32 protein-coding genes are annotated in these 22,850 nt (G+C 63.1%); 28 read left to right on the forward strand and 4 right to left on the reverse strand.

The genetic code is table 11. The features are described 5' to 3' along the window. The 24 genes from ACK6AU_RS00595 (at position 1) to recX (ending at position 16,529) form a co-directional block, all read left to right on the forward strand. A complete protein-coding gene (locus tag ACK6AU_RS00595) occupies positions 1–564 on the forward strand; it encodes a glycoside hydrolase family 19 protein (protein ID WP_409297204.1) in 564 nt (187 codons plus the stop codon). A 30-nt stretch (positions 565–594) separates the two neighbouring features. Next, entirely contained in the window at positions 595–1,110 is a 516-nt protein-coding gene (locus tag ACK6AU_RS00600; RefSeq protein ID WP_124345887.1) for a hypothetical protein, read from the forward strand. 18 nt (positions 1,111–1,128) lie between these two features. After that, positions 1,129–1,653 (forward strand): hypothetical protein, encoded by a 525-nt coding sequence (locus ACK6AU_RS00605; RefSeq protein ID WP_185697825.1) that lies wholly within the window; start codon positions 1,129–1,131, stop codon positions 1,651–1,653. 3 nt (positions 1,654–1,656) lie between these two features. Next, positions 1,657–2,268, forward strand: a complete 612-nt coding sequence (locus ACK6AU_RS00610) for a phage baseplate assembly protein V (protein WP_022642629.1) — start codon at positions 1,657–1,659, stop codon at positions 2,266–2,268. Positions 2,269–2,278: 10 nt separating this feature from the next. Beyond that, positions 2,279–2,611 (forward strand): phage baseplate protein, encoded by a 333-nt coding sequence (locus ACK6AU_RS00615; protein ID WP_053135635.1) that lies wholly within the window; start codon positions 2,279–2,281, stop codon positions 2,609–2,611. Then, complete coding sequence (locus ACK6AU_RS00620; protein WP_409297208.1) at positions 2,608–3,603, forward strand: baseplate J/gp47 family protein; 996 nt, start codon at positions 2,608–2,610, stop codon at positions 3,601–3,603. The genes ACK6AU_RS00615 and ACK6AU_RS00620 overlap by 4 nt, the downstream gene beginning before the upstream one ends. Further along, a complete protein-coding gene (locus tag ACK6AU_RS00625) occupies positions 3,600–4,235 on the forward strand; it encodes a phage tail protein I (protein WP_185697828.1) in 636 nt (211 codons plus the stop codon). Before ACK6AU_RS00620 ends, ACK6AU_RS00625 begins: the two co-directional genes overlap by 4 nt. Further along, positions 4,236–5,792, forward strand: coding sequence for a phage tail protein (locus tag ACK6AU_RS00630; RefSeq protein WP_409297210.1), 1,557 nt, complete (start codon positions 4,236–4,238; stop codon positions 5,790–5,792). 9 nt (positions 5,793–5,801) lie between these two features. Further along, positions 5,802–6,233 (forward strand): phage tail assembly chaperone, encoded by a 432-nt coding sequence (locus ACK6AU_RS00635; RefSeq protein WP_185697830.1) that lies wholly within the window; start codon positions 5,802–5,804, stop codon positions 6,231–6,233. Between the two features lie 97 nt (positions 6,234–6,330). Then, on the forward strand, positions 6,331–6,534 hold the full coding sequence (locus ACK6AU_RS00640; protein WP_022642635.1) for a hypothetical protein: 204 nt from the start codon (positions 6,331–6,333) through the stop codon (positions 6,532–6,534). A 2-nt stretch (positions 6,535–6,536) separates the two neighbouring features. After that, positions 6,537–7,703, forward strand: a complete 1,167-nt coding sequence (locus tag ACK6AU_RS00645; protein WP_185697832.1) for a phage tail protein — start codon at positions 6,537–6,539, stop codon at positions 7,701–7,703. Further along, a complete protein-coding gene (locus ACK6AU_RS00650; protein ID WP_409297213.1) occupies positions 7,703–8,209 on the forward strand; it encodes a phage major tail tube protein in 507 nt (168 codons plus the stop codon). Before ACK6AU_RS00645 ends, ACK6AU_RS00650 begins: the two co-directional genes overlap by 1 nt. 248 nt (positions 8,210–8,457) lie before the next feature. Continuing rightward, positions 8,458–9,027, forward strand: a complete 570-nt coding sequence (locus tag ACK6AU_RS00655; protein ID WP_409297215.1) for a phage tail assembly protein — start codon at positions 8,458–8,460, stop codon at positions 9,025–9,027. Then, a complete protein-coding gene (locus tag ACK6AU_RS00660; RefSeq protein ID WP_022642640.1) occupies positions 9,024–9,149 on the forward strand; it encodes a hypothetical protein in 126 nt (41 codons plus the stop codon). Before ACK6AU_RS00655 ends, ACK6AU_RS00660 begins: the two co-directional genes overlap by 4 nt. Positions 9,150–9,155: 6 nt before the next feature. After that, entirely contained in the window at positions 9,156–11,492 is a 2,337-nt protein-coding gene (locus ACK6AU_RS00665) for a phage tail tape measure protein (protein WP_409297217.1), read from the forward strand. Next, positions 11,492–11,875: a phage tail protein gene (locus tag ACK6AU_RS00670; RefSeq protein ID WP_185697835.1), complete on the forward strand. Its 384-nt coding sequence runs from the start codon at positions 11,492–11,494 to the stop codon at positions 11,873–11,875. Before ACK6AU_RS00665 ends, ACK6AU_RS00670 begins: the two co-directional genes overlap by 1 nt. Continuing rightward, on the forward strand, positions 11,868–12,080 hold the full coding sequence (locus ACK6AU_RS00675) for a tail protein X (RefSeq protein ID WP_185697836.1): 213 nt from the start codon (positions 11,868–11,870) through the stop codon (positions 12,078–12,080). Before ACK6AU_RS00670 ends, ACK6AU_RS00675 begins: the two co-directional genes overlap by 8 nt. A gap of 9 nt (positions 12,081–12,089) precedes the next feature. Then, positions 12,090–13,100, forward strand: coding sequence for a contractile injection system protein, VgrG/Pvc8 family (locus ACK6AU_RS00680; RefSeq protein WP_185697837.1), 1,011 nt, complete (start codon positions 12,090–12,092; stop codon positions 13,098–13,100). A 64-nt stretch (positions 13,101–13,164) separates the two neighbouring features. Beyond that, positions 13,165–13,350 carry a Com family DNA-binding transcriptional regulator gene (locus ACK6AU_RS00685; RefSeq protein ID WP_185697838.1) on the forward strand — a complete coding sequence of 62 codons (186 nt, stop codon included), beginning with the start codon at positions 13,165–13,167 and terminating at the stop codon, positions 13,348–13,350. A gap of 209 nt (positions 13,351–13,559) precedes the next feature. After that, positions 13,560–13,742: a hypothetical protein gene (locus ACK6AU_RS00690; protein WP_022642646.1), complete on the forward strand. Its 183-nt coding sequence runs from the start codon at positions 13,560–13,562 to the stop codon at positions 13,740–13,742. A 197-nt stretch (positions 13,743–13,939) separates the two neighbouring features. Continuing rightward, a complete protein-coding gene (locus ACK6AU_RS00695; protein WP_241109014.1) occupies positions 13,940–14,302 on the forward strand; it encodes a hypothetical protein in 363 nt (120 codons plus the stop codon). Positions 14,303–14,416: 114 nt separating this feature from the next. After that, a complete protein-coding gene (locus tag ACK6AU_RS00700; RefSeq protein WP_185697840.1) occupies positions 14,417–14,917 on the forward strand; it encodes a CinA family protein in 501 nt (166 codons plus the stop codon). A gap of 83 nt (positions 14,918–15,000) precedes the next feature. Continuing rightward, positions 15,001–16,053 carry a recombinase RecA gene (recA, locus tag ACK6AU_RS00705; RefSeq protein ID WP_068580539.1) on the forward strand — a complete coding sequence of 351 codons (1,053 nt, stop codon included), beginning with the start codon at positions 15,001–15,003 and terminating at the stop codon, positions 16,051–16,053. A gap of 8 nt (positions 16,054–16,061) precedes the next feature. Then, the gene (recX, locus tag ACK6AU_RS00710; RefSeq protein WP_409297222.1) at positions 16,062–16,529 is read left to right on the forward strand and encodes a recombination regulator RecX; all 468 of its coding nucleotides are present in this window, start codon (positions 16,062–16,064) and stop codon (positions 16,527–16,529) included. Between the two features lie 40 nt (positions 16,530–16,569). On the opposite strand, the gene ACK6AU_RS00715 is transcribed toward recX, so the two are convergent. Next, the gene (locus ACK6AU_RS00715; RefSeq protein ID WP_409297224.1) at positions 16,570–17,688 is read right to left on the reverse strand and encodes a TIGR00730 family Rossman fold protein; all 1,119 of its coding nucleotides are present in this window, start codon (positions 17,686–17,688) and stop codon (positions 16,570–16,572) included. 451 nt (positions 17,689–18,139) lie between these two features. Between ACK6AU_RS00715 and ACK6AU_RS00720 the strand changes: the two genes are divergently transcribed. Further along, complete coding sequence (locus ACK6AU_RS00720; RefSeq protein WP_185697843.1) at positions 18,140–18,334, forward strand: hypothetical protein; 195 nt, start codon at positions 18,140–18,142, stop codon at positions 18,332–18,334. Here ACK6AU_RS00720 and ACK6AU_RS00725 read toward each other — a convergent pair whose 3' ends face one another. Next, positions 18,335–18,760 carry a quorum-sensing-regulated virulence factor family protein gene (locus ACK6AU_RS00725; protein ID WP_185697844.1) on the reverse strand — a complete coding sequence of 142 codons (426 nt, stop codon included), beginning with the start codon at positions 18,758–18,760 and terminating at the stop codon, positions 18,335–18,337. Between the two features lie 189 nt (positions 18,761–18,949). Here ACK6AU_RS00725 and ACK6AU_RS00730 point away from each other — a divergent pair, with 189 nt between their 5' ends. Further along, positions 18,950–19,660, forward strand: a complete 711-nt coding sequence (locus ACK6AU_RS00730; protein WP_185697845.1) for a tRNA-uridine aminocarboxypropyltransferase — start codon at positions 18,950–18,952, stop codon at positions 19,658–19,660. Here the strand turns inward: ACK6AU_RS00730 and ACK6AU_RS00735 are convergent. Continuing rightward, on the reverse strand, positions 19,644–20,552 hold the full coding sequence (locus tag ACK6AU_RS00735) for a DMT family transporter (protein ID WP_409297227.1): 909 nt from the start codon (positions 20,550–20,552) through the stop codon (positions 19,644–19,646). The genes ACK6AU_RS00730 and ACK6AU_RS00735 overlap by 17 nt on opposite strands. A 233-nt stretch (positions 20,553–20,785) precedes the next feature. Between ACK6AU_RS00735 and erdR the strand changes: the two genes are divergently transcribed. Both erdR and ACK6AU_RS00745 read left to right on the forward strand, forming a co-directional pair. Next, positions 20,786–21,436, forward strand: a complete 651-nt coding sequence (erdR, locus tag ACK6AU_RS00740; RefSeq protein WP_185697847.1) for a response regulator transcription factor ErdR — start codon at positions 20,786–20,788, stop codon at positions 21,434–21,436. Between the two features lie 68 nt (positions 21,437–21,504). Continuing rightward, positions 21,505–21,873, forward strand: a complete 369-nt coding sequence (locus ACK6AU_RS00745; RefSeq protein WP_409297281.1) for a diacylglycerol kinase — start codon at positions 21,505–21,507, stop codon at positions 21,871–21,873. Here ACK6AU_RS00745 and ACK6AU_RS00750 read toward each other — a convergent pair. Continuing rightward, entirely contained in the window at positions 21,870–22,796 is a 927-nt protein-coding gene (locus tag ACK6AU_RS00750; RefSeq protein WP_185697848.1) for a LysR family transcriptional regulator, read from the reverse strand. The genes ACK6AU_RS00745 and ACK6AU_RS00750 overlap by 4 nt on opposite strands. Positions 22,797–22,850 lie beyond the last annotated feature (54 nt).

Here is a 22,850-nt window from a genome sequence, read left to right on the forward strand (position 1 = left end):
ATGTCGATCACTGAAGAGCAGTTGCTCAAGATCATGCCGAACGCCCGCCGCCAAGCGGGCGTTTTCGTATCCCCGCTCAACGCTGCCATGGCTCGCCGGCAGATCGATACGCCCAAGCGCCAGGCGGCGTTCCTGGCGCAGATCGGCCATGAATCGGGGCAGTTGCAGTACGTGCGCGAGCTGGGCAACGCCCAGTACCTGAGCAAGTACGACACCGGCACCCTGGCCGCGCGGCTGGGCAATACCCCCGAGGCCGATGGCGACGGCCAGCGCTATCGCGGGCGTGGGCTGATCCAGGTCACCGGGCGCAGCAACTATCGCCAGTGCAGCCTCGGCCTGTTCGGCGACGAGCGCCTGCTGGAGTTGCCCGAGCTGCTGGAGCAGGCGCAATGGGCCGCCGAATCGGCAGCCTGGTTCTGGGAACGGGCGGGGCTCAATGCCTTGGCCGATCGTGATGAGTTCAACGCCATCACCCGCCGTATCAATGGCGGCCTGAACGGCTTGGAAGATCGCCGCCAGCTCTGGGGCCGGGCGCGCTCGGTACTGGGCCTGCCGGCCGCCTGAGGCCGCCGGCCTGCGCCAAGGAGAATCAGCATGAACATTCGCAGTTGGCTGGCCGTGGCGGTCATGGCCGGGCTGCTCTATGCCCTGGGCTACATCACCGGGGTCGGCAGCGAGCGTAGCCGCAACCACGTCCTGGACGAGGCGCGCCTGCGCCAGTCCTTCGAACAGGGCCAGGCCCTGGGTACGGTCAAGGAGAAGGTGGTGGTCGAGTACGTCGACCGCATCGTCAAGGTCTACCAGGCGGGCGCCACGATTACCAAGGAGGTTCCTATCTATGTTTCCCAAGCCGCTGATAGTGCTTGCGTGGTGCCTGCCGGTTTTGTCCGGGTGCACGACGCCGGCGCCCGCAACCTGCCCGTGGCCGGAGGCCCCCGCGGCACTGATGGCGCCGCCTCGGGCCTTGCACTCTCTACCGTCGCCGCCAGCGTCGTCGACAACTACAACCAGTGCCACGCCAACGCCGAGCAACTGAAGGCGTTGCAGCAGTGGGTGCGCGAGTCCCAGGCCCTGCTGCAGGGCGCCCCGGCGGTGGCCCGGCATCCCTGAGAGGAACAGGAGACTTTCATGTCCGTACCGGATATTCGTAAACCTTCCGAACTGCTGCAGGCCATCGAGCGTGGCTTGCGCCAGGCCGAGCCGGGCTTGCAGGTGGGCACGCGCCAGGACTTCGACAACACCTCCGGGCAGCCCTGGCTTTTGCTGGATATCGAGCGTAACCAGCAGGCCCCGCGTTCCTCCCAGGGGCGCCAGGCGCAGTTGCTGCGCATCGTCCTGCAGCTGTATGTGCCGCGCCAGGCGGGTTCGACCCAGGCCGCCTGGGACCTGGCCAGCCGGCTGCTGACGGTGCTGGCGGATAACCGCTGGGGCTGGTCGGCCGAGCAGTGTGGCGCGGCGGGCAACATCGTCGCGCAGCCTTTGCCGGCGGCCGATCCGCAGCCGACCCATGACGCCTGGAGCCTGAGTTTCGAGCAGGCCATCTACCTGGGCCCGGCGCTGCTGGACGACCCTGTGGGCAAGCCGCTGTTCGCCCGCACCTGGGAAGTCTCCAGCATCGACGATCCGAGCCAATACCGAGCCCTGGAGGACTGAACCATGTTCGATGCCTTCCTTAGGGTGCAACTGGCCCCGATCATCGAGCGCCTGGCCGAGATGGAAACCGAGCTGGACGACCTGCATCGGCGTGCCGAGAGTTTCTGCCGGATCGGCGTTTGCCATTCGGTGGACGCCGCCAGCAATACCTGCCGGGTCAGCCATGGCGACCTGCTGACCCCGGCCATCCGTTTCTTCAACCCCAGCGCCGGGGAGCAGAGCGAGTCGCGCATTCCTTCGGTGGGCGAGCAATGCCTGTTGCTCAACCACGGCGCGGGGGAGGGCGGGGGCCAGTCGGTGGCTTTGTTCGGGCTCAACAGCCAGCGCTTCCCCCCGGCCTCCACGGTCGCCGGCCTGACCCGGCGGCAATACCGCGATGGCAGCCAGAGCAGCTACGACGACACCAGCCATACCCTGAACTGGAGCAACGGCCCGGCGGCGTTCAGCGGCAGCCGTGAAGCGCTGGAGTTGAGCCTGGGCAATGCCCGCCTGGTGATGACCGCCGATGCCGTGGACCTGAGCCTGGGCGCCAGCGGCCTGCGGCTGGACGCCGGGGGCGTGCACTTGCGCGGCCCGCTGGTGGAGCACCAGGGCCGAGTCATCAGTACCGCATAAGGAGTTCGCCATGATCGGCGTTGATAGACACACCGGGGCAGCGGTCGATGACTGGCTGCAATTCGTCCAGCGTGCCACCCGAGCGCTGACCACCCCTTTGGGCACCCGGCAGAAGCGACCGCTGTACGGTTCGCTGATTCCCCAGTTGCTGGGGCGCAATCTTGGCGACGACCTGCTGGTCCTGGCCCAGAGCCACGCCGCCGAGGCGTTCTACAACAAGGCCAACGGCATCGCCGACTTCGAGCCCGAGGTCATCGTCGCCAGTCGCCAGGGCGCGGGCTTGCTGCTGCGCTTCGCCGGGACCTGGAACAACCGCCGGCAATCCTTCGAGGTGGTGACATGAGCATGCTGATTCCCGGGCAGAACCAGCTCGAAGAACCGGAGATCGTCAAGGTCGATGAGTTCGAGCCGTTGCTGGCCGAGTTCAAGGCCTTCGTCCTTGACTATGTGACCGCCCGTTCCCCGGAGCAGGCGGCCAAGTTGCGCACCAGCCTGGGTAACGAAAGCGAACTGCTGACGATGGCCCTGGAGGCCTTCTGCGTGCGCTTGCAGACCCACGAGCGCAAGTACAACGCACGGATTCGGCAGATGCTGGCGTGGTGGGCCACTGGCAGCAACCTGGACGCGCGCCTGGCCGACATGGGCCTGGAGCGCCAGTTGCTGGTGCCGGGCGACGACCAGGCCTTTCCGCCGGTGCCGCCGGTGTACGAAAGCGACGACGATGCGCGGCTGCGCTATTACCTGGCGCCCCATGCGCCAGCGGCCGGTTCGCGCATGCAGTATCGACGGGAGATCTTCACCCTGGGGGAGCGGCCGGTGGTCAAGGTCGACTCCGGCGACGCCGGGGTGGTGACGGTCACCTACACCTTCGACCCGGATGGCTTCGCCGCCCAGGTCAAGGATGGCAACGCCCGGCGCACGGCGCCGGGGGAGGTGATGGTGACGGTGCTGTCACGCTCCGGGGATGGCGTGCCGTCTGCTGAGCTTCTGGAGGCTGTTCGCAAGCATTTTGCTCGTGATGACGTGCGCCCGGAAACCGACAAGGTCAGGGTGCAGGGCGCCCAGGTCAAAGACTACAAGATCCGTGTGATAGCCAAGATACATGCAGGCCCTGATTCCGGATTGACCAAGGTGGCCGTTGAGCAGCAGCTACGTCGATATGCCGAGTCGTGCCACCGGCTTGAGGGACGGGTCGATCCCAGTTGGATCGATTACACCCTGCATGCCGCGGGCGCGGTGCAATTGGAAATTCTCGAGCCGCAGCAGCCGGTGGTCACCACGGCGTTTCAGGCGCCTTATTGCACAGAGGTGCAGGTGGAGGTCCGTACGTTATGACTGGCTCGTCGATCTTGCCCGGGCTGCTTCCTGCCAACAGCTCATCCCTGGAAAAGGCCTTGGACCTTGGCTTCGGCAGTCTGCTGGAGCGAGTGGCACCACCGTTTCCCGAACTGATGACTCCCAAGGCCACGCCTGTCGAGTTCTTGCCGTACCTGGCGGCGGATCGTGGCGTCGGGGAGTGGAGCTCCGAGGCCCGGGAATCCGAAAAACGCCTGACGGTCGAATTGGCCTGGCCCACGAAGCGCCAGGCGGGTACCCGACGCGCCTTGGAAAACGCCGTACGTGGCCTGGAGCTGATGCCTGAGGTGGTTGCCTGGCATGAGCGAGAACCGGCTGGTGCGCCCTACAGCTTTTCTGTACGGGCCTATTCCCAGCGGCCCTACAGCGAAGCAATCAATGACCGCCTGGATCGGCGCCTGGCCGAGGCCAAGAGTGAGAGGGACATCCTCTCTGTCTCGGTAGGCCTGGGTACCAGCGGCCAGCACTACGTTGCCGCAACCACGATATGCGGCGAGATGTCGACCATCTATCCACTGGCCCTCGATGGCCTGCAAAGCTCCGGGATGGCCTTCATGGCAGCCGGGGCCTACATCGTCGAGAGCTCTACCATTTATCCTCAGGGGGCATGAATGTCCGACTATTACACCCTGCTGACGCAGGCAGGGATTGCCTATGAAACCGCCTGCAAGGCAGCGGGTACGCCGATTCGCTTGTCCAAGTTTTCCGTGGGGGATGGCAATGGCGCCGTCTACAACCCCGACGCCTCTGCTACGGCGCTGCGTCGGGAGGTCTGGCGGGGCGACTTGAACGCGCTGTACCAGGATCCGAAGAACCCCAGTTGGCTGATGGCCGAGGCCACCATTCCCGATGATGTTGGCGGGTGGTATGTCCGAGAAGCGGGAATCTGGACCGACACGGGTATTTTGTATGCGGTTATCAAGTATGCGGAGTCCTACAAGCCGGTCCTGGCTACATCCGGGCAAGGCAAGGAGTTCTACCTGCGGGCGATCTTCCAGAGCAGCAACGCGGCCCAGGTCACGTTGCTGGTGGACGACACCCTCGTCAAGGCTACTCGTTCCTGGGTAGCCGGGTACGTTGCCGACGAACTGGCCAAGCTCGACCAGAAACAGTCCGTGCGCGCAGCCAGCACTGCCAACATCACACTCTCCGGTGCGCAAAAGATCGATGGTGTCGCTGTCGTCGAGGGAGATCGGGTTTTGGTCAAGTCCCAGGTGGCGGCCAAAGACAACGGGATCTATGTCGTGGCCAACGGCCCTTGGCTACGGGCCACGGATGCGAACTCCAATGCCAAGGTCACGCCCGCCTTGAGTGTGTCGGTAGAGGAGGGTGCGACGCTTGCCGACACCATCTGGCAGTTGGTCACGGACGGTGTGATCGTGCTGGGGACTACAGCCCTGACGTTCCAGAACATCAGTCAGGGATTCGCGCCCTTAAATGCTCCGGCGCTGCTTAACCCAACAGCCAATACCCCTGTGCAATTCAATAACGGCAAGGCATTGGCTACGACTGAGTTCGTGCAGCGAGCCTTGGGCAGTCGCAGTGGATATACGGACTACCAGGCGGCAAGTGGCGTCATTCCTGTCACGGATGCCGGTAAGTACATTGGCTTCAATCGGGGGAGTGCCCAAGCCTATGCACTGCCTGATGCCAATACGCTGCCGCTGGGAACCAGCTTTTATCTTGAAGCGGTCGGGGGCGATGTTTCCCTGACGGCAGCCAATTCAAGATTCGCCGGCCCCGCCGCCCAGGTTGTTTCGCCTACCTATGTGTTGAGGAATGGCACGGCCTGCGAGTTCATCGTCATGTCGAGCGCTTCGGTCGGCGAGCCTGGTTTGTCCTATCGAGTGGTGGGCGGGGTCGGTAAAGCGCTGCTCGCCCGCAACGGTTTCGAACGCATGCCAAACGGGCTTATCCGGATGTGGGGCGATGGTGTGGCTGGGGGCGATCCCAGCCATTTGTCCTTCGGTACTACGATTGCGAAGACGGCCTACAACCCTTTCCCGATGGCCTTTCCGAACGAGTTGTTCGGAGTGCTCGTCACGCACCGAGGGGCGGGCGGAGTGGCGATTCCGGTGGTGACAACGGGTGAAACGGTCAATGGGTTCAAATCTGCGGCATCTTGGGCAAATGACATTGCAATTCACTGGCAGGCCATTGGCCGTTGAGGAGACTTGATGAAATTCAGTCCCAGTAACAATCAGTTTTTCCCCGAGGACTTCGGCTATCAGGATCACGCTATTCCCGATGATGCAGTCGAGGTTCCTGAAGAGGATTTCATCGCTGCCATGCAGCGAGCGCCGGGAGCCACGCTGGCGCTGGAGCATGGTCGGGTGGTGATACTGCCAGCTTCCACTGAAGAACCGGCCGAACACTCCGCCGCGCTGGAGCGTTTCTGGCGGTCGCAGCAGCTTATGCGCACCGACAACCTGGTTGCTCGTCATCGTGACGAGCTTGAGAGAGCGGATAAGACCACGCTGTCCGCCGAGCGCTATTCAGCATTGCAGAGCTATCGGCAAGCCCTTCGCCAATGGCCCCAGTCGGGAAGGTTTCCGTTGAGCGAGCATCGTCCCTCCGCTCCGTCCTGGTTGGCTGACGCCATTCAATGAACGCCCCGCTTGCCCCGGGGCGTTTTCTTTTCCTCTTTGCTGCACCCACTCACTGCCCCGCTTATCCCGGGGCTTTTTCATGTATGGAGACATTCACATGGCTATCCGCCAGAAATACACCGTGCTCGTGCCATTTCCCACCGGTGGTGGGCACTGGTCGAGCGTCGGCGAAGAACTCGACCTGCTCGATGTCCAGGCCAGCGCGCTGCGCAGTGCCGGGCGCCTGGAGCTGACCAGCGTCCTTGCGGCGCAGACCCCATCCACCAAGGCCGCCAAGGCCGCGACCAAGAAGGCTGACTGACCATGGCTGAGGTTTTGAACTTCGAGCACAACGGCATCACCGTCAATGCCAGCGAATCCCCCGAGGCCATGGGTGGCCTGGGCGACAACGTCATCGGCCTGGTGGGCACCGCGCCCAACGCCCATGCCTCGCTGGCCAAGAACACGCCGATCCGCATCAGCAACTTCAGCACCCAGGCGTTGCTGGACCCTACCGGCGCCGAGGCCGGCACGCTGTTCCAGGCGGTGCTGCAGATCCTCAAGGTGGTCAAGGTGCCGGTCTACGTGGTGATCGTCGACGAGGGCGCGACCCCGGCCGACACCTTGAACAACGTGATCGGCGGCGACGAGGCGGTGACCGGGCGCAAGCTGGGCCTGGCGGCCCTGAGCAGCGTGCCCGAGGACCTGACCATCATCGGCGCCCCGGGCTTCACCGGCAGCAAGGCGGTGGCCGGTGAGTTCGCCGCGTTCGGCAAGCGCATCAAGGCGCGGGTGGTGCTCGATGGCAAGGATGCCTCGGTGGCCGACCAGGTGGCGTACAGCAAGGAACTGGGCGGCGCCGACCTGGGCTTCGACCGCTGCCTGGTGGTGCACAACCTGCCGGCGGTGTACTCCAAGGCGGCCAAGGCCAATGTGTTCCTGGCCCCATCGAGCCTGGCCATCGCGGCCCTGGCCAAGGTCAAGCAGTGGGAGAGTCCGGGCAACCAGGTGACCTTCGCCGAAGATGTTTCGCGCAGCGTCGAATACAACATCCTCGACACCTCCACCGAGGGCGACCTGCTCAACCGCCATGGCATCAGCTACTACGCACGCACCGTGCTGGGCGGCTTCTCGCTGCTGGGCAACCGCTCCATCACCGGCAAGTTCATCAGCTACGTCGGCCTGGAAGACGCCATCAGCCGCAAGCTGGTCAAGGCCGGGCAGAAGGCCATGGCCAAGAACCTGACCAAGTCGTTCATGGACCAGGAGGTCAAGCGCATCAACGACTGGCTGCAGACCCTGGTGGCCGACGAGACCATCCCGGGCGGCAAGGTCTACCTGCACCCCGAGCTCAACAGCGTCGAGAAGTACAAGAACGGTACCTGGTACGTGGTCATCGACTACGGCCGCTACGCGCCGAACGAGCACATGATTTATCAACTCAATGCCCGCGATGAAATCATCGAGCAGTTCCTGGAGGACGTTCTCTAATGTTTACCAACCGATTCAGACAGGCCATCGCGGCCACCCTGCAAGGCCTGCCGCTGTCGGCGACGGTGGAGGAGTTCACGCCACCGAAGATCGAGTTCGAGATGCAGGAAATGCGTGGCGGGCGTTTCATCGGCGAGGAAATGGCCAAGGGCGGCAAGGTCCTGGGGGCCAAGCTGGTGCTGCAAGGCGCAGGTCCGGAAATCATGCTGGCCCTGGGCGTCAGCGTGGGTGACGACATTCTGCTCAACGTCCGGGAAGCCGGGCAGGACCAGGACGGCAACACCTACTTCATCTACCACACCGTGGGCGGCAAGCTGAAGTCGCTGGAAGAGGCCCCGCTGAAGATGGGCGAGCAGCCCAAGACCACCCTGGAATTGAGCTGCCGTACCTACAACCGTCTGGAAAACGGCGTGCCGGTGATCGACGTCGATGTGCGCACCCAGAAGTTCATGCTCAACGGGGTCGACATCCTCGGCGCGGCGCGGCGTGCGGTGTTGCTGCCCTAAACGGCGCGACCCTTCCTTGCCAATGCCGGTCAGTCAAGCGCGGTGATCCCCTGTAGGAGCAGTCGGTCGACGCTCGATTGCTCGGGAGGGGCGTTAAGCCAGTGGATGAACTCAGCACCCTGAAGTCCATCGCGGGCAAGCCTCGCTCCTACAAGTTCCCCAACTGATCGGCATTGCCCTTCCGTGCCTCCGGTGCCTGAGCTGTTCTGCCGCCGGCGGCGTTTTTGTTTTTCCAAGGAATTGATCTCATGTCCTGGACACCTCCGGTCCATGTGCTGCTGGCGCCGATTACCGGCGACGATGGCAGCACCCTTGAGCGGATCACGCTCAAGCCTTTGTTCTACGCTGCGCAAAAAGATGCCCTGGCCCATGCCGGGGATGATGAAGACGATCAGTTCTTCGCCCTGGCCAAGCTCGCCACGGGGCTGTCCGACAAGGAGCTGGACCAGCTCAAGCGTCCGGACTACGTGAGCATTGCCCAGTACGTACACGATATGTCGACCCGTCCGACTTCCTACTTCCTGGAGCAGGACGAGCAGGCCGACCCGGACCAGGTACCGCTGCTGTTGCCGCTGGACCTGGCCGGCCAGGGCCGGACGTCGCTGACCCTGGAGATGCCAGCGCTGCGCGCGACCAAGGTGATGAAGAAACTCGCGACGCCCAAGGAACGGGCCGAGTTCATCACCGCCCATTGCACCGGTCTGATGATCCCGGACCTGGCCATGCTGACCGTGCCGGACTGGACCCAGTTGCAGGTGCGCATCGACGATTTTTTAAACCAACCGGCGGACTTCTTTCGCAGCGCGACATCGAAGTGATCCTCGATGTGGTGCCGCTGATCTACTCGGTGACCGAGGCCGAGATCCTGGAGTGGGACGCCGGCAAGGCCATGCGTCGCTACGACATAGCGATGACCCGCCTGGGCCTGAACAAGGAGTAGCGTGCGATGGCACAAGGTAATTTTTCCCTGAGGTTCGCCACGGTGCAGCAGGCTGGCGGATTGTCCGCCGATGTCACTGCGACGTTGCAGTGGTCGGCCCCGCTGCCGGAGCGCGATGGCGCCCTTGGCGGCGGGCTCAGGCAGCTGGTTCGCGGGCAGGAACGACTGCTGGCGGTGGTCGAATCCCTCAGGGGCGTGCTGGTCTCCCAGCGTTCGTTGCTGATGACCCTCAATGACCGCCAGGTCCTGGCCGCACCTGCTGCGACGCAGCCAGCCAAGGCCTCGGTGCTGGACAACACGCCCCTGAGCCATCTCAAGCCGGCCATCGGCCTGGATACCGCGATGGTGGAGCTCAAGCGGGTGCTGCCGCTGACCGCCGAGCAGCAGCGGCAGATGGTGGAGCAGCACATCAAGCTGGCCAACGAACCCCTGGTGGCGCCCTCCGGTGCCACGGCCACCGACCTGGTGCGGGTCGGGCTGGCGGCGGCCAGGGCCGGGGTCGGCGTCGAGGGTTCGGGCGCTTCGGCTCAGTACCAGCCGCAGCAGGTGCTGGACTTTGCCCGGGATGCGGCGCTGGTCGGCTCCGGCCTGGAGTTGAAAGTCAAGCAGGCGGGAGACTTGCTGTTGGGCTGGCGCAGTGCGATGCAGCTCGACCGCGGCCAACGCCTGGACCTGGCCGATGCCACCCAGCACTTGGGCAGCGGGCTCAAGGTCTCGGCGGCGGACATCGGTTCGATCCTCGGCCGTTATGGCGGTAACGCCATGGCCGCGGGCATGAGCCCGGAACAAGCGGCCGCGCTGCTGGCCGCCTTGCTCAAGTCGGGGGCCGACCAGGCCAGTGCCGGAGTGGCATTGGCCCAGTTCAGCCAGGCCCTGGTCCAGGGTGACAAGGCCTCGCCGGAGCAGCTTGCGGCCTGGCGTGAGCTCAAGCTCGATCCACGAGCCGTGGCTCGCGATATGCAAACCCAGGCGCCGCAGACGATCCAGTCGGTGCTCGCGGCGTTGCAGGCGCAACCGGCCGAACGCCAGGGCGCCATCGCCGCGCAGCTGTTCGCCGACAATGGTGCGTTGCAGGCGCTATTGCCACGCCTGGACGGGCTGGCCCAGGCCTTTGCCCTGGTGGCGGACAAGCCGCAGTACGCCAGCTCGCTGCGCGATGGCCAGGGGGCGGTGGCCAAGGCTGCCCAGGAGGCCGCGCAAACGCCCCAGGCCCAGTGGAACCGCCTCGATGCCCAGGTCGATGGCTTCAAGAGCTCCGTGGGTTCGGCGGTGCTGGCCGACTACGGCAGTTCGTTGACCGGCGCTGGTGCGGTGCTGCAGAAGTTCGGCGAACTGGCGCAGATGTTCCCTCATGTGGCCGCTGCCCTGGCGATCTCGGTGGCTGCGGTTTCGGCGCTGGTGAAGCTCAAGGGCCTCTACACCGATGTCAGTGACCTGTTCTCGTTGGGCAAGAAGCCTCGCGGGCCCCAACCTCCGGCGGGAGCGGCGGGTGGCGGTGCTATTCGCGCACGGCTGGGGCCGGTGTTCTCGCGCTTGACCAGCACGCTGTCGAACCTGGCTGGCAGGAGCGCGGTAGCCGTGCAAGCGGCGGGCAGGGGACTGGGCGCGGCGGTGTCTGGCCTCGGGACCCGGTTGGCCACGGTGACCCGGCAGGCTTCTGCCCGGGTGGCTGCCAGCGCCGGGCAGCTGTCATCGCGGTTGGGAACAGCGATGTCCGGGTTGGCCACCCGAGCGGCGGCCATGGGCCGCCTGGCCGCTGAGCGGGTGGGTTCCACGGTGGGCCGGCGTTTTTCCGGCAAGGCCCCGCGACTTTCCGCAGGGGCCGGAGGCAAGCTGATGGGCAAGCTGTTCCGTCCCTTGAGCCTGATCGAGGCTGGAGTCGACCTGGTCCAGGGCTGGCGCGCGGGTGACTCCGGCAAGGTCGGGGCCGCCGTGGGTTCGCTCGGCGGTGGCCTGGCGGGCACATATGCCGGGGCCAGCGCCGGAGCGGCGATCGGCACGCTGATCTTCCCCGGTGTCGGTACTGCCATCGGTGGTCTGTTGGGGGGCGCCCTGGGCGGCCTGGCCGGCGGCGAGGCTGGTGCCTGGCTCGGTGACAAGCTTGGCCGCCAGGCGGACCGCCTGGCCGCGCCGGCAGCGGTCAGCCAGAACCTGGCGGCAGCCCAGGCCGACAACCGGCAGATCAACTTTGCCCCGGTGGTGCATATCCACGGCCAGGACCAGGCCAGCGCCCAGCAACTGGCCGACCGGGTGGTGCAGCAACTGCAAGCGCAGTGGCTGCCGCTGATGGGCGATTCACTGGCCGTGCGGCGTGGCGCGGCGTTGACCGATGGAGTGGCGTGATGAAACAGCAGATGGCATTGGGAGAATTCATCTTCGGCCTGTCCCGCAGCTTTGCCTATGACGCCCTGGTGCGTACCACCGATGGGGGCTGGAAGCCCTTGAACATCCTGGTGAGCAAACCGCGCACCAACCAGGGCGGGCAGGGCCTGGAAACCTTGAAGATCACCGGCAAGGCCATGTACGGCGTGGCCATGGCGCGCCTCGACGAGTTGCGCGCCTTGCAGGCCCGCCGTGTGCCACTGCCGTTGATCGACGGCGTGGGGCGCAACTGGGGGCGCTGGGTGATCAAGAGCGTCACCGAAACCCAGAGTTCGGTCATCGACGACGGTACGGCGATGCTGATCGATTGGGTGGTGGATCTGGAGGAGTTCGCCAATGCGTAGGGCTCGAAGCATCGCCGGCGATTCGGCGAACCTGTTGCTGTACCGCGAATTGGCCCGCAGCGACGACGAGGTCGAGGAGGCGTTCTGGCGTCTCAATCCCGGGCTCGCGGAGTTGGGGCCTGTGTTGCCGGCCGGAGTCTGGGTGCTGCTGCCGGAAGTGGCAGCGCGGCCGCGGGCGCTGGCGCCGGTTTCGGCCTGGGATTGAGGAGGCCACATGACACTTGGATTTACACCGGTGGTGGAGATCTACGGCGCCAACTCGGAGCTGATCATGCAGCGCTTGCTGGATTGGCAGCATGTGGATGCCGCGGGCATCGAGTCCGACCAGCTCCAACTGACCCTGGACATCGAGGGCCTGGAGGGCCTGCCGAGCCTGGGCGGGAAGATCGGCTTGCGGGTCGGCTATCGGGAAACCGGGTTGGTGGACAAGGGCTTGTTCGTGGTGAACCAGCGCACCCCGTTGCTGTTTCCCATGCGCTTGAAGCTGGTGGCCACCGCCGCGCCCTTCGGCGCGGCCGATGAGAGTGGTTTCCGCCAGCGTCGCAGTGCCAGCCATGGACCCACGACCCTCGGCGCGCTGTTTCGCCAACTGGTCAGCCGCCATGGTTTTTCACCCAGGGTGGCTGCGGAGCTCGAAGGCAAGGTCATCGAGCACATCGACCAGTCCAACGAAACCGACATGGGCTTCCTGACGCGCCTGGCCCGGCGCTACGACGCGGTCACCAAGCCGATCAACGGCCTTTATGTGCTGGCCCGCAGCGGCCAGGTCAAGTCCCTCTCGGGCAAGCCGCTGGAAGATGTGACGCTGAGCGTGACCCGTGACAATCGCCCGGGGGACCGGGCCTTCATCACTGCCTCGCTCGACGAGACGGCACGGATGAAGTACGGCGGTTGCATCACCGCCTGGTGGGATGGTGCGGCGGGCCAGGAGCGGCGGGTGAGCCTGGGACTCAAGCCGTTCAAGACCTTGCGCCAGCGGTATCAGAGCGAGGTCGAGGCACGGGCAGCGGCGGAAGGCGAGATACGCAAGCTGGAGCGGGCGGCGCGCAAGGTCAACATCGATTGCCCGGGCAATCCCGCCCTGGCGGCCGAAGGCTTGCTGTTGCTGGATTCAAGCTGGCCGGGGTTCATGCAGGGGCGCTGGTCGATCGACAAGGTGACGGCCAGCGGCAGCCGTGAACAGAGCTATCGCTGCCTGGTCAGCGCCAGTTGCCTGGGCGCCTAGGTGGCGGGGTGGCTCGCAGCCCGGCTCTTGTGGGCTGGGCGGTTGAAATCGAAGGAATTGCAAGATGCTCAAAGAATGCAGGTGCGGTAGTTGTAAACGACTGCTCGCCCGGGTGGGCGAGTTCACGGAGCTCCAGATCAAGTGCTCGCGTTGCGGCACCTTGAATCATGTGAAGGGCTTGAACCTCGGGCGAGCGCCTGGCATGGGGACGGCGGCCACCACGGAACAGGGGGCGTTCGAGCCCGGTTGAGCCTTCTCTCATCATCATGCGCCTTGGTGCGGCCGCGCCAGGGTGGTGACGAATGCTGTTTCCCAAGGCCCGTCGGCAGGGGAGTAGCTAGCTCTTTTGCACCGTAAACGGTCGGCAGGGCAGAGATCTGCCGGGTGGTTGGCCGGGTGCAAAAAACTTCCCGGACAAGGGTGTCCGGGGAGACATTCAAATAGTAAGGAGAAACAAAAATGGCTGAGAAATACATTTCGGTGACCGCGGTGAACGGTCAGGCGGCGCTGGTTTCCGTAGGCAGCGTTTCCAAGGTGATCGACCAGGGCAACTACCGGGTGATCTACCAGGGCTCGGACACCAACAACTACCAGGTCACCAATACCCTGGCGTCGTTGAAAGTGGCGCTGAACGCGGTGTAGGTGCTGTGGCAGGCAGCATTGCGTGAAGCTTGGGAACTTCGTGCGATTGCCTTCGAGCGGCATGGATACGGAGTCTTCATGGGACACGCAATGCCCTGCATCGCGCACGAGCCAGAGAGCCTGGAGCTCCCCTCATCGCCCTCGAGCGACGCTTCTTGCGCAATCCTGCGCAGGACAATCGACTTCAAGGTGAAAAAATGGAAGCAGTTCCAGTGGGTAACCACTTCGTATCGATCTATCCGATTCCGGCCGGCATCACCACCATCGTGGATCCGGCCAAGAATACCCATGGCGTCACCCTTCGCACGGGGTACATCGCGCCATCCAACGGCGCTGTCGACCTCTACTGTGGCCAGGTGGCGCCGACAATGCCCGGCGACAGGACCGTGCCCATCATTTTCTCGGGCAATGGCAACAGCGCCGCCGGGTCGCATTCGGAAGTCGTGTTGCCCTATCCATTGTTCGTTCCTGCGGGTAAAGGGCTGTGGCTGGGTACTTCGGTGCCTGCCAGCACCCCACGACCCGCTGGCATTGCCCTAACCTGGGACTTCCTGGGTTGATCTGCCCCAGGGCCCTGGCCTCACGAGGGTTGAGGGCCCTGGGACGGCGTGTCACTTGCAAGCCATGGGGCCTGGTGTAGGTTAGGCACATGCCCGCCTCATCAGGAGATCAATGTGAAAGAAATCACCCAGCTTGCCGCGGAACTTGGCCGTCGCCTGCAGGTTCTCAATGCCCACGTCAGTACGGCGGAGTCTTGCACGGGCGGCGGGATCGCCGAGGCCATCACCCGGGTACCGGGCAGCTCGGCCTGGTTCGAGGCTGGCTACGTGACCTATTCCAATCGCCAGAAGACCGAGCAATTGGGGGTGCCCACGGGGCTTTTCGAGTCGGTGGGAGCCGTCAGCCGCGAAGTGGTGGAGGCCATGGTCCGTGGCGCCCAGGCTCGCAGTCATGCGCGTTTCGCCGTGGCGGTCAGTGGCATCGCCGGACCGGATGGCGGCTCGCCGCAAAAGCCGGTGGGCACCGTATGGCTGGCCTGGGGCGTGGGCGAGCGACAGGTGAGCGAGTGCCGGCACTTCCCCGGCAACCGCGATGAAGTCCGCCGACAAACGGTGAAGGCCGCCCTAGAGGGGCTGCTGCAACATGCGGCGGCAGAAATCGCAAATCAGGGGTAGGCGATCTGCGAACGCTGTGGAATAATACTGGCTACTTATACAGGTGTTGGCCGTCAGGCCTTATTGATTACGTGAGGACTTTAATGGACGACAACAAGAAGAAAGCCTTGGCTGCGGCCCTGGGTCAGATCGAACGTCAATTCGGCAAGGGTGCCGTAATGCGTATGGGCGATCATGACCGCCAGGCGATCCCGGCCATTTCCACTGGCTCTCTGGGTCTGGACATCGCTCTGGGCATTGGCGGCCTGCCGAAAGGCCGTATCGTTGAAATCTACGGTCCTGAGTCGTCCGGTAAAACTACCCTGACCCTGTCGGTCATCGCCCAGGCACAGAAAGCCGGCGCTACCTGCGCGTTCGTCGACGCCGAGCACGCCCTGGACCCGGAATACGCTGGCAAGCTGGGCGTCAATGTCGACGACCTGCTGGTTTCCCAGCCGGATACCGGCGAGCAGGCCCTGGAAATCACCGACATGCTGGTGCGTTCCAATGCGGTTGACGTGATCATCGTCGACTCCGTGGCGGCCCTGGTACCCAAGGCCGAGATCGAAGGCGAGATGGGCGACATGCACGTGGGCTTGCAAGCCCGCCTGATGTCCCAGGCGCTGCGCAAGATCACCGGTAACATCAAGAACGCCAACTGCCTGGTTATCTTCATCAACCAGATCCGTATGAAGATCGGCGTGATGTTCGGTAGCCCGGAAACCACCACCGGTGGTAACGCCCTGAAGTTCTACGCTTCCGTTCGTCTCGACATCCGCCGTACCGGCGCGGTGAAGGAAGGCGACGAGGTGGTGGGCAGCGAGACTCGGGTCAAGATCGTCAAGAACAAGGTGGCTCCCCCTTTCCGCCAGGCCGAGTTCCAGATCCTCTACGGCAAGGGCATCTACCTCAACGGCGAGATCATCGACCTGGGCGTGCTGCATGGCTTCCTGGAGAAATCCGGTGCCTGGTACAGCTACCAGGGCAACAAGATCGGCCAGGGCAAGGCCAACTCGGCCAAGTTCCTGCAGGACAACCCGGAAATCGGCAACGCGTTGGAGAAGCAGATCCGCGACAAGCTGTTGAGCGGTTCGCCGGACCTCAAGTCCAACCCGGTCAAAGAGACCGAAGACGACATGGCCGACGCTGACTTCTGATTGGCCCCATGATCGCCGTACTCGATACCCTCGTCGCGGTGCGGCGAGCTGCAATGGACCTGCTCGCGCGACGCGAGCATGGTCGAGTCGAGCTGACGCGCAAGTTGCGTCAGCGCGGCGCCTCTCCTGAAATGATCGACACTGCTCTCGACCGCTTGACGGAAGAGGGTTTGTTGTCCGAATCCCGCTATCTCGAAAGCTTCATTTCCTACCGTGCCCGCTCGGGCTACGGGCCTATGCGCATCCGTGAAGAGCTTGGCCAGCGTGGTTTGCAACGCAGTGATATCGAACTTGCCTTGCGTGAGTGCGGAATCGACTGGCAGGAGCAACTACGGGATGTCTGGCAGCGCAAGTTCGCCGGGCAGCTACCAGCCGATGCCCGGGAGCGTGCCCGCCAAGGACGTTTCCTGGCATACCGTGGATACCCCATGGAAATGATCAATCGCGTGTTGAGCCGTCGCGGCCTGGATGATTGAGAGCTTGCCCGCCGCATGAAGCAGCGGGCGAGGGTGTCGATCAGTTGGCCTTGCTGGTTTCCCTTTCTCGCGGTGCGGCCTTGGCTTGTTGCCTGGACCAGTTTTCCGGCCGGTTGATGAAGTCGATAAGCTCGCGCAGGCGGCCATTGTCACGGGCATTGAAAGCGAACGACAGCCGCGCCAGATGGCTGAATTGCACGTCGTCCTGCTCTTCGGCGCTGTAGGCATGCTGGTGGAACTGGCCGCTCAGGCACAGGTCGGCGAACTCCTTGTGGATCCTCTGCAGTGCCTGCTCATTGAGGTTGTGGTTCATGCGGATGACGAACTGCTGCTTGAGCCAGCGACTGGAGTGGAAGTTGGCATAGAACTGCTGGATTTCCTGTACCGCTTCTTCGGTGCTGTGCACCAGGCGCATCAGCTTCATGTCACTGGGCAGGATGTAGCGATTGGCTTCCAGCTGGTTCTGGATGAAATCCAGGGCGCCTTGCCAGAACTGCCCTCCGGGAGTGTCCAGCAACACCACGGGTACCAGCGGGCTCTTGCCGGTCTGGATCAGGGTCAGCACTTCGAGGGCTTCATCGAGAGTGCCGAAGCCGCCGGGGCACAGCACCAGGGCGTCGGCTTCCTTGACGAAGAACAGCTTGCGGGTGAAGAAGAAGTGGAATGACAGCAGGTTTTCGGTACCGCCAACGGTTGGGTTGGCGTGCTGTTCGAAGGGTAGGGTGATGTTGAAGCCCAGGCTGTGTTCCAATCCGGCACCATCGTGGGCCGCGGCCATGATGCCGCCGCCGGCTCCGGTGATGACCATCAGGTCAGAGCGAGCCAGGGCCGCCCCCAGTTCCCTGGCCATGGCATACAGCGGATGTTCGCTGGGCGTACGGGCCGAGCCGAACACCGTTACCTTGCGCCGGCCCTTGAATTGCTCGAGCACCCTGAAGGCGTGCTCCAGTTCCCGTAGGGCCTGCAAGGTGATCTTGGCGTTCCAGCGGTTGAGGTCCTCTTCGGCCATGCGCAGGACGGTAAGGACCATATCGCGATAAAGAGGGATGTTCGGGCTGTTGGGGGCAATCAGGGTAAGTTGCTTTTCGACCTGGCTCGTGAAGTCGATGCCATTGCTTTGAAAGTGGCGGGCCAGCAGCTCATTCGTTTGGTAGGGCATTCAGCTTCTCCTTCTGCACAGAACCTGATGCACGCCCGGCATGTACCAGCGCGCCACGACACTGCCTGTGTCGCCGTCTGCCAGGCTGGCGGCCTGGGCAGTTCTTCGATCCGGTCACGACTGGCGATTGTGGGGCGTAGCCGGCTCGCCCTCAGAGGTCCTGCTTTCCTTTATATGAGAAAAACGTGCACTGCAAGACGCGGTTGACGGCCTCCTGAACCGCCGTGGGCAATCATCGGGAATCTCTTAACATGGTTCGATCATGTGCCCATGAAGTCTTGGCTGGCAACTGCTTCTTGCTGATTTTTCAGCTGTGCGCGCCGCTTATCAGAAGAAGCGGCAGCGCTTGCAGGCTCTGATTTACTAAGTGGTAGCGCATGATCTGGAAGTGAGTCCGGGGCGAGGTTTGCATGGTTTTTGTCGGCATCGGCCAGGCGCATGGAGGCAATGGATGACCACGGTCACGCTGGATATCGATCCGCAGCTCTACCAAGTATTACAGGAAGCCGCGGCAGCCCATCGATTGAGCCTGGAGGAGGAGTGTCGCCGTCGTTTGGCGGGAGAGGAACGGCCTTCGCCTTATTTGCAGGCTCTGGTGGCGGAGTTGCGCGCCGACGATCAGCAGCGGCGCGCAGCCCACGATTGATCATTTCTTCTTTGGGGCGCCTTGTGATGGGCAGTCCGATTCCTGGAAGCGCGCGGAGGCCACCGGGCGATTGGTCCGGTTCTCGGTGAACTCGTAACGCATGACCGCGCCCTTGGCCATCAGTTTGCGATAATTAGGGTTGCGGCAGACGCTGGCTCCCAGTTGCAGGTAGACGGCCTTGGGGTTGGCGCGCATTTGCGCGGCGTGGGCAGCCTGGACGCTCAAGTGGTTGATCAACTCCTTGCCGTCGACGGTGTACCCCTGGTCAAGGATGTTTTCGTTGATTTCCCGGGGAGTGCCGATGTTGCTTTCCGCTGCGACCTTCTCCAGCATCTTGCTCAGTTCGAATTCTTGCAGCGACGCCGCCTGGGCACCCAGGGGCAGGGCCAGCAGAAGGGCGACGGTAGGAATGGTAAAGCGCAACATGAAACTCTCCTGGTGCAGTGACTGATGTTTCGACCCGTCACTCGACTGTGCGTTCAGTGGCGTCGGATTATAGGTGCAGAGTCGGGAAGGCGGTACAGGTTTGGATAGATAGCTCTGATAAACTTGCGCGACTTTTCCTCTTCGAGTCATTTTTGTGTCGATTCCCACCTCTTGCCGGTGTGGCCAGCGATGAGCCATGCGGTTTCCCGTCTACGCGACCAGCGTATGGCTCGCGTGCTCAAGCCCTTTGTCGCCCGTGGTTCCCGGGCTGAACGCTGCCCGCGTTGCCGGGTGATCCCCAGCCATTGCCTGTGTGCCTGGCGACCCAAGGTCACGGCCGACTCAGCCATGTGCCTGGTGATGCACGATGTCGAGCCGCTCAAACCGAGCAATACCGGCTGGCTGATCGCCGACGTGGTTGCCGACACTTCGGCGTTTCACTGGTCGCGCACCGAGGTGGATCCACAGTTGCTGGCGCTTCTGGCCGATCCGCAATGGCAGCCGTATATCGTGTTTCCGGGGGAGTTCGTGGCGCCGCAGCGGGTGGTTACCGAGGTCCGGCGCCAGGAGGGCAAGCGTCCCCTGTTCATCCTGCTGGACGCCACCTGGAGCGAAGCTCGCAAGATGTTCCGCAAGAGCCCGTACCTGGAGCATCTGCCGGTGCTGAGCCTTTCGTCCGAGCGGCTTTCACGTTACAAGCTGCGCCGCTCCAAGCGCGACGATCACTTTTGTACGGCGGAGGTGGCGGCGTTATGCCTGGAGCTGGCCGGCGACGAGCAGGTCAGCCAGGTACTGGATGCCTATCTCGATGTGTTCAGCACCCACTACCTGTCGGCGAAATTCCAGAAGGCGATCGATCCGGACGACGAGGTCCATGCCCGGCTCAAGCCTTTTGTGTAGTCCCGGCGTTTATTTTTGGGACCAGAGGCCAGAGTTGCGCCACCAGCATTCCCGTGAGCATCAGGGCGCAGCCGATGTAGCCGCGCATTTGCAGTGATTCATCCAGCAGCCAGGCTCCGGCAATGGCTGCGAATACCGCTTCCAGGGACAAGATGATGGCTGCATGGGAGGCAATGGCGTCTTTCTGTGCGATCACCTGTAAGGTATAGCCGATGCCGACGGCAACCACTCCACCATAAAGAATGGCTGGCCCGGCGCTGATTATGGCAGGCCAATGGATTGGCTCCAGGCACAACGCAAGGACCAGGCTCGCCACCGAGCAGGTGGCGAACTGCAGGAAGGCCAGGCGAATCGGATCGTGACGACTGGCAAAGAGACCCACCAGGATCACATGTCCGCCCCAGACGAAAGCGCCGATCAGTTGCAGCCAGTCGCCCGGCGCGACATGGAAATTGTCGCCGACACTCAACAGGAACATGCCCAGCACGGCCAGTACCGCGCCAAGCCAGGTACCCAGCCCGGTCCGCTGGCCGATCAGCAAGCCCAGCAGCGGCACTACAATGACATACAGGCCAGTGATGAATCCGGCATTGGTGACGCTGGTGAACATCAGCCCGACTTGTTGCAGGTTGATCCCCAGGGCGAGCGCCAGGCCCATGAGCACGCCCCCCAGCAGCAGGCCTCGGGTGAGCATGGGTTCGGGCGGTCGGTCGTGGGGCGGGCGGCGCAGCACCAGGGGTAGCAGGCATAGCGATCCAAGGGCAAAACGCAGGCCGGAATAAAGGAAGGGGCCGATGTGATTCATGCCGGAGGTTTGTGCGACAAAGGCCGAGCCCCAGATCACTGCGGTGACCAGCATCAGGGCGTCGGCACGCAAGGCTTGGCTGCGCATGATGGCTCTCTTATTAGTTAGCTGGCCAAGATGCCGCAAAGCTTCGAACTTGACCACCCCGGCTTCGCTGGGCATGCTTGGCGCCGGTTAGGGCGCCAGCGCTGTTTGAACCGCCGTTTTACTCAGGCTTTTCGCGGCGTTCGTGCTCTTTGGGTGCCGCATTCTGGCGAGCCCCGTGCTTTGGTGAGGATTGAATGCATCAGTCCTGCCATGAAAACAGGATCATCTGAAAAATGGCCACATACGACATCCTGATTGCCGATGACCACCCGCTTTTTCGCAGTGCGCTGCACCAGGCCGTTACCTTGGGCCTGGGTTCCGACGTGCGCCTGGTTGAAGTGGCGAGCATCGCCGAACTGGAAACCCGCCTTACCGAAAAAGCCGATTGGGACCTGGTCCTCCTGGACCTGAACATGCCCGGCGCCTATGGCTTTTCCGGACTGGTGCTACTGCGAGGCCAGTACCCGCAGATTCCGGTTGTGATGGTCTCGGCCCAGGAAGAAGCATCCGTCATGGTCCGCTCCCGCGAGTTCGGTGCCAGTGGCTTCATTCCCAAGTCCAGCTCCCTGGAGGTTATCCAGCAAGCCGTGCGCAGCGTGCTGGATGGTGATGTCTGGTGGCCGCCGCAAGCCTTCGAAGAAGTCAGTGTCTCGGAAGAGGCCAAGGCGGCCAGCGAAGGCCTGGCGAGCCTGACACCCCAGCAGTTCCGGGTTCTGACCATGGTGTGCGAAGGCTTGCTGAACAAGCAGATCGCTTATGAGCTGAATGTGTCGGAGGCGACGATCAAGGCCCATGTGACCGCGATCTTCCGCAAACTGGGCGTTCGTACCCGGACTCAGGCGGCGCTGCTCTTGCAACAACTTGAGTCAATTTCCGGTCATTGATCGGCGGTTCGTTCACGCTTTTTTGACTTTTGTTGAACTAGTTTCCTCACTCCTTCTTTTCAGTTGCTCTGCTTATGTCGCCTTTCAAAGGTCAAACCGGTCTTAAACGTATCCTCAATGCCGCAGGCTATTCCTTCGACGGCTTGCGCGCGGCTTTCACAGGCGAGGCGGCCTTTCGGCAGCTGGTACTGCTCAATGTGATCCTCGTCCCCCTGAGCTTCTTGCTCAACGTCAGCCGGGTCGAGCGGGCGTTGTTGATCGCCGTGTGCCTGCTGGCGCTGATCGTCGAGCTGCTCAACTCGGCGGTGGAGGCGGCCATCGACCGGATTTCCCTGGATCGCCATCCGTTGTCGAAGAACGCCAAGGATATGGGCAGCGCCGCGCAGTTCGTCGCCCTGAGCATGATCACCATCGTCTGGACGGTGATCCTGATCTAGGGAATGCTTGGCAGCACTATCTCGTCGCTGCGTCGCACGCCTGCCGTGAACGAACGGCACAGTTCCAGGAACTCACGCATGGCCGAAGTCTGGTATTTCTGCTTGTGCCAGATGAAATAGAACTGCCTGGCCAGGTCCAGGCCCGGTGTCTCCACCGGTACCAGGCTGCCGCGACGAAACGCATCGCGCAGCGCCAGCCGGGAAATACAGCCAATCCCCAATCCCGACTCCACGGCGCGCTTGATGGCCTCGGTGTGTTCGAGCTCCAGGCGAATATTCAACGCACTACGGTGGTGACGCATGGCCTGGTCGAAGGTCAACCGTGTTCCCGAACCCTGTTCGCGAAGGATCCAGGCTTCGCGAGTCAATTCCTCCATGGTGGCATGGCCACGTTTGGCCAGCGGATGTTGCGGTGCGCAGAACACCACCAGCTCGTCCTCGACCCAGCTTTGCACTTCGATGTCCGGGTGATTGCAGTCGCCCTCGATTAGACCCAGATCAATTTCGTAGTGGGCGACCTGTTGCACGATGTGCGCAGTGTTTTGCACATGGAGCTTGACCTGGCTTTCGGGGTGCACCTGCATGAAGCTGCCGATCAGCAAGGTCGCCAGGTAATTGCCGATGGTCAGGGTCGCGCCCACCGACAGCGAGCCGAAACCTGACTTGCCATTGAGCAGGTCTTCGATTTCCTTGGCCTGGTCCAGCAGTGCCACGGCTTGAGGCAGCAATTGCTTGCCCAGGGCGTTGAGACTCAGGCGTTTGCCGGCCCGATCGAATAACTGGCAGCTGGACTGGCGCTCGAGTTCGGTGATCGAGGTACTCGCTGCCGATTGCGACAGGGCAAGGAGTCCGGCGGCCCGGGAGACGCTCTCTTGCTGGGCGACGGCGACGAAAACCTGGAGTTGACGGAGAGTGAATCGCATATCTATATAACCGATAACCCTTATCTTAATAATCCAGTTAACAGATATTGTCGC

Source organism: Pseudomonas sp. KCJK8993, from assembly GCF_046230915.1.
Lineage (GTDB): Bacteria > Pseudomonadota > Gammaproteobacteria > Pseudomonadales > Pseudomonadaceae > Aquipseudomonas > Aquipseudomonas piscis.

Excerpts from the sequence above, each read along its gene's own strand:
- ACK6AU_RS00595 (WP_409297204.1), top strand. The coding sequence starts at position 1 with ATGTCGATCACTGAAGAGCAGTTGCTCAAGATCATGCCGAACGCCCGC.
- ACK6AU_RS00655 (WP_409297215.1), top strand. The coding sequence starts at position 8,458 with ATGTCCTGGACACCTCCGGTCCATGTGCTGCTGGCGCCGATTACCGGC.
- ACK6AU_RS00750 (WP_185697848.1), bottom strand. The coding sequence starts at position 22,796 with ATGCGATTCACTCTCCGTCAACTCCAGGTTTTCGTCGCCGTCGCCCAG.
- ACK6AU_RS00600 (WP_124345887.1), top strand. The coding sequence starts at position 595 with ATGAACATTCGCAGTTGGCTGGCCGTGGCGGTCATGGCCGGGCTGCTC.
- ACK6AU_RS00715 (WP_409297224.1), bottom strand. The coding sequence starts at position 17,688 with ATGCCCTACCAAACGAATGAGCTGCTGGCCCGCCACTTTCAAAGCAAT.
- ACK6AU_RS00650 (WP_409297213.1), top strand. The coding sequence starts at position 7,703 with ATGTTTACCAACCGATTCAGACAGGCCATCGCGGCCACCCTGCAAGGC.
- ACK6AU_RS00690 (WP_022642646.1), top strand. The coding sequence starts at position 13,560 with ATGGCTGAGAAATACATTTCGGTGACCGCGGTGAACGGTCAGGCGGCG.
- ACK6AU_RS00630 (WP_409297210.1), top strand. The coding sequence starts at position 4,236 with ATGTCCGACTATTACACCCTGCTGACGCAGGCAGGGATTGCCTATGAA.
- ACK6AU_RS00610 (WP_022642629.1), top strand. The coding sequence starts at position 1,657 with ATGTTCGATGCCTTCCTTAGGGTGCAACTGGCCCCGATCATCGAGCGC.
- ACK6AU_RS00615 (WP_053135635.1), top strand. The coding sequence starts at position 2,279 with ATGATCGGCGTTGATAGACACACCGGGGCAGCGGTCGATGACTGGCTG.
- ACK6AU_RS00645 (WP_185697832.1), top strand. The coding sequence starts at position 6,537 with ATGGCTGAGGTTTTGAACTTCGAGCACAACGGCATCACCGTCAATGCC.
- ACK6AU_RS00735 (WP_409297227.1), bottom strand. The coding sequence starts at position 20,552 with ATGCGCAGCCAAGCCTTGCGTGCCGACGCCCTGATGCTGGTCACCGCA.
- ACK6AU_RS00605 (WP_185697825.1), top strand. The coding sequence starts at position 1,129 with ATGTCCGTACCGGATATTCGTAAACCTTCCGAACTGCTGCAGGCCATC.
- erdR (WP_185697847.1), top strand. The coding sequence starts at position 20,786 with ATGGCCACATACGACATCCTGATTGCCGATGACCACCCGCTTTTTCGC.
- ACK6AU_RS00670 (WP_185697835.1), top strand. The coding sequence starts at position 11,492 with ATGAAACAGCAGATGGCATTGGGAGAATTCATCTTCGGCCTGTCCCGC.
- ACK6AU_RS00625 (WP_185697828.1), top strand. The coding sequence starts at position 3,600 with ATGACTGGCTCGTCGATCTTGCCCGGGCTGCTTCCTGCCAACAGCTCA.
- ACK6AU_RS00675 (WP_185697836.1), top strand. The coding sequence starts at position 11,868 with ATGCGTAGGGCTCGAAGCATCGCCGGCGATTCGGCGAACCTGTTGCTG.
- ACK6AU_RS00640 (WP_022642635.1), top strand. The coding sequence starts at position 6,331 with ATGGCTATCCGCCAGAAATACACCGTGCTCGTGCCATTTCCCACCGGT.
- ACK6AU_RS00685 (WP_185697838.1), top strand. The coding sequence starts at position 13,165 with ATGCTCAAAGAATGCAGGTGCGGTAGTTGTAAACGACTGCTCGCCCGG.
- recX (WP_409297222.1), top strand. The coding sequence starts at position 16,062 with ATGATCGCCGTACTCGATACCCTCGTCGCGGTGCGGCGAGCTGCAATG.
- ACK6AU_RS00680 (WP_185697837.1), top strand. The coding sequence starts at position 12,090 with ATGACACTTGGATTTACACCGGTGGTGGAGATCTACGGCGCCAACTCG.
- ACK6AU_RS00725 (WP_185697844.1), bottom strand. The coding sequence starts at position 18,760 with ATGTTGCGCTTTACCATTCCTACCGTCGCCCTTCTGCTGGCCCTGCCC.
- ACK6AU_RS00720 (WP_185697843.1), top strand. The coding sequence starts at position 18,140 with ATGACCACGGTCACGCTGGATATCGATCCGCAGCTCTACCAAGTATTA.
- ACK6AU_RS00665 (WP_409297217.1), top strand. The coding sequence starts at position 9,156 with ATGGCACAAGGTAATTTTTCCCTGAGGTTCGCCACGGTGCAGCAGGCT.
- ACK6AU_RS00695 (WP_241109014.1), top strand. The coding sequence starts at position 13,940 with ATGGAAGCAGTTCCAGTGGGTAACCACTTCGTATCGATCTATCCGATT.
- recA (WP_068580539.1), top strand. The coding sequence starts at position 15,001 with ATGGACGACAACAAGAAGAAAGCCTTGGCTGCGGCCCTGGGTCAGATC.
- ACK6AU_RS00730 (WP_185697845.1), top strand. The coding sequence starts at position 18,950 with ATGAGCCATGCGGTTTCCCGTCTACGCGACCAGCGTATGGCTCGCGTG.
- ACK6AU_RS00635 (WP_185697830.1), top strand. The coding sequence starts at position 5,802 with ATGAAATTCAGTCCCAGTAACAATCAGTTTTTCCCCGAGGACTTCGGC.
- ACK6AU_RS00620 (WP_409297208.1), top strand. The coding sequence starts at position 2,608 with ATGAGCATGCTGATTCCCGGGCAGAACCAGCTCGAAGAACCGGAGATC.